Source organism: Candidatus Eisenbacteria bacterium (assembly GCA_016867495.1).
GTDB lineage: Bacteria > Eisenbacteria > RBG-16-71-46 > CAIMUX01 > VGJL01 > VGJL01.
This window is the reverse complement of sequence record VGJL01000224.1, coordinates 1-3,775: the sequence shown is the minus strand read 5'-3', so window position 1 is coordinate 3,775 and position 3,775 is coordinate 1. Positions and strand designations below refer to the sequence as shown.

Annotated in this window: 2 protein-coding genes; both read right to left on the bottom strand. The window is 67.4% G+C overall.

Annotated features, from left to right (window positions below; genetic code table 11):
* A partial coding sequence (locus FJY88_12555; protein ID MBM3288166.1) for an ATP-binding cassette domain-containing protein occupies positions 1–1,376 on the bottom strand: 1,376 nt, incomplete at its 3' end.
* 367 nt (positions 1,377–1,743) lie between these two features.
* The coding region (locus tag FJY88_12550) for a hypothetical protein (GenBank protein ID MBM3288165.1) at positions 1,744–3,775 on the bottom strand (2,032 nt) is incomplete at its 5' end.

The window sequence follows — 3,775 nt, the reverse complement described above, 5'->3', positions numbered from 1 at the left end:
CGGCCAAGGGCGATGTTGTCGCGGAGGTTCTTCGAGTAGAGAAACGGCTCCTGCAAGACGACCGCGATCTGCGACCGGACAGCCTTGCGCCCCAGGGTCCGGATCTCCCTTCCATCCAGGAGGATCGAGCCCGCGTCCGGCTCGTAGAAGCGGAGCAGGAGGTTCACGATCGTCGACTTGCCGGAGCCTGACGGGCCGAGCAACGCGAGGGTCTGTCCCGGGGCCACGCGGAAGGAGACCCCATCCAGGACCTTTCCCTCCCCGTGGGCGAAGGAGACGCTTCTGAACTCGACCTCGCCCCGCGCCTCCGCCCCGCCTTCCGCCGGCCGCCCGGCCATCCCGGCCTCGGGGATCTCGCTCTCGCGCGGATGCTCCAGGATCTCGGCGATCCTCCCGATCGAGACGAGCGCCTTGCCGAGTTCGGTCAGGATCCGGCCCATCATCCGGATCGGCCAGATGAACATGGTCACGGCCGCGAGAAAGAAGTAGAACGTCCCGACCCTGATCTCTCCCGTCGCCAGCCAGTATCCCCCCGCGCCGAGGACGAGCGCCTTCTGGCTCATGCAGACGAAGTCCGACACCGACCAGTACCAGGCCATCAGGACATAGAGCCGGTAGTCGAGATCCCTGTGTGTCGCGTTCTTCGCTCCGAACCTCTCCTTCTCGTACTCCTGTCTCGCGAAGGCCCGGACGACTCGGATTCCGGTCAGGTTCTCCTGGAGCGCGCTGGTCAGACGTCCCTCGGCCTCGTCGACCCTCTTGAAGGATGACTGGACCCTCCGGAAGAAGATGATCGAGAAGATGACGATCGGAGGAATCGTCACGACCGCGACCAGGGTCATCCTTGCGTCGAGGGCGAGCATGAGCGGAAGCGGAACCACCATCATGATGATGGCGCGTCCGATCTCGACAACCTGGTTGGCCAGGAACTGCCGGAAGGTCTCCACGTCCGACGTGCACCGCTGCACCTGGTCCCCCGTCTCGGCCTTGTCGTGGTAGGAACAGGGAAGATGCTGGAGCTGGTCGTAGAGGAGATCCCTCACCCGCCTCGCGATCGCCTCGCTGGCCGTGGCGGACCAGCGCCCCCGCAGGTAGGTGAAGATCCCGGCCGCCGCGGTCAGGACGACGATGCAGAGTCCCGGGATCCAGAGACGCTCGCGCAGGAACTCCCTGCCGCCGCCGAGCGCGAGCGCGGTTCGCACCAGGGCGGACTCCTCCGCAGCCGGCTGTCCAAGGATGCCGTCGATGACCACCTGCGGAACCAGCGGCGCAAGGTACATGAAGGAGGATCCGAGGACCATCGCTCCAATGGCGGCGCCGTAGCGGAGCCGCTGGCCGGCCATCAGATCCCAGATCAAGCGATATTTCGATCTCATCGCGCCCACCACGCACTGAACGTGCTCCGTGACATTCCTTCAAGCATCCGCGCCCGACGCGCAGTCGGACGGACCTGGGCTCTGGCGCGGACTTTGCCCCTACGGGCCGCGGGCGGACTCGGCTAAAGCGAGGGAGAAAACACGAAGCCCGCTCGCGGCGTCGGAGCGGGCCCTCAGGACGAGACTAAAGAGGCAGCCTAGGCACCCGCTCCCCTGGCATCCACACTCGTGAACGCCAGATCTGCCATGTCGATTTTGCGGATGCCCACCAAAAACACCTCCTGCTCTCCTCTGAACATCGACCGATGCGGGAACTGTAGACCTTCCTCGTTCAGGGGCCAAGCGTTTTCTGTCGCCGGCGTCCCGGTCACCCCACCCCTTCTCCGGAGACGGGGGCCATTCCGAATAGCGCGTAGATGACCCGGTCGAGGGTCTCCTGGAGGGCGCGCCGGGACTGCTCGTCCTCGGTCTCCTCGAGTCTCTCGACCAGACGGCAGACCAAGCCGCCCGCCAGGTCCGCGTCCCGCGCAAGATCCGCGACAGGCACGGCCCGTCCGGCGTCCACGATATCGGCGATCCGACGGCGGAGGTCGTCTCGGGAGTCGCCCGCCCGCGCCGCCGTTCCCGATCCGTACGGCGCGCCGCCGGCATCGCACGGGACGGGGAGGGTCTCGACCGTCGCGAGGTCGACCTGGGCGAGCGGCCGTCCCGCTTCCAGAGCGACGATCTGGTAGTAGCGCTGGATCGGATCGCTCATGAGCAGGCCGCAGAGGAAACGGAGATCGATCCCGGGATCGCTCCTCGCCGAGAGGATGTGGACGTTGTTCAGGCAGTAGAAGTTCCGGAGGTCCCGCGCCGCCACCAGCCGATCGCCGGTCTGTCTCAGGAAGAGCTTCGACCCGGCGTACCGCTCGAGATCGAAGCCGCTCTTGTACACCTTCCTCAATCCATCGCGATCGGCCGGAATGTAGAGGGCGCCGCCGCGCCAGCGCGCCTTGTAGGGCTCGACCTCCGCCCCGCTCTGGAGCGCGGGAAGCCAGCGTCCCGCGGGATCGGGGTCACGGAAGACGATGGCGCCCTGTCGGTTTCCCAGAACGAACGGGCCCTCACGGGGGCCGATCACGGTCTCCTGCCCGTAGCGCGCGATGAGCCCCGAGTAGCTCTCGATCAGCTCGTCGAGCCTCAAGGGCTGGCGCTCCATTTCGGCGACGAGCCTCTGTTCCTTCTCGTCGCGGAAGATTCGAAACGCGTGATGCGGGGTCCTCCGGAAGGTCTCGGGATCGACGAGAACCGGCCGGCTGCGGTCGGCATCCCCGGCGAAGAGCGGCAAGTCGCGCTCTCCGCGCGCCCGGCGGGACGGCGGTTGGAGCCTGAGCGCGCAGGTCAGGATCTGCGGCGGCGGATCCGGGGAGGGGAGACGACGCACGCAGTAGAAGGCGGTGTGGCCGACATGGACGCCGGGCCAAGGTCCGGACTCGACCAGGCAGATGAGAATCGGATGGCATGTCTCGAGGATGTGCGCCCGAATCTTGGAAAAGTGCCGCCCCGTGAAGAAGGAATCCGGGACGAGGAATCCGTGCAGGCCGCCGGGACGCGTGAGGCGCAGAGCGAGCTCGATGAACAGGGGGTAGAGCGAGAGCTTGTACTGGGCGCCGTACGTGAAGAGTCCTCGCAGGTACGCGGACTCCTCCTCCTCCACGCCCGCGCGATCGCGCAGCCCGTAGGAGACCCAGGGCGGATTGCCGATCACGATGTCGAAGCCGGGGCGGTCCCCGCCGAAGATCGTCTGGAACCTCTCCGCCCAGCGGAATGTCCTCACATCCTGCTTGGCGGCGAGCATGAGGGCGTTGCCCTGATGGACCTGCCCGCCGAGAAACCAGGGGAAGCCCGGGCCGAGCTGCTCCTGCAACCAGCGAACGACGATTTGCGGATCGGCCTCTTGCGAGCGGCAGACCGCGCGGACGGCCTGGAGCGAAAGGTTGAGGGCGGCGAGCGTCGCGGCCTGAGGGTCGATGTCGACTCCGTGCATGGCGCGGAAGACGCCAAGCAGATCGTCGGGGCGCCGCGGCGCGCCGCTTCCATTCCCGCTCCTGAGCAGGCGGCGGGCGATGGAGAGCAGGAACTGTCCGCTCCCGCAGGCTGGGTCCAGGATCCGCAGGGGCTGAGCCTCCCTGCGCGAAGTCGCGCCGAAGAGAGAAAGGCTCTCGCCCCCGGCCGCCCGCTCCCATTCCCCGAGCACCGCGCTGACGAGCGCCTCGGTCAGCGGCGGCGGCGTGTAGAGAACGCCGTGGCTTCGGCCCCGCTCCCGGTCGACCTGGAACCTGAGTCGGTGCCCGGGACCGCGAAGGAGCCTGTGCCGGAGCGCGTGCGCATGGATCCATCCGACGGGATCGTCCTCC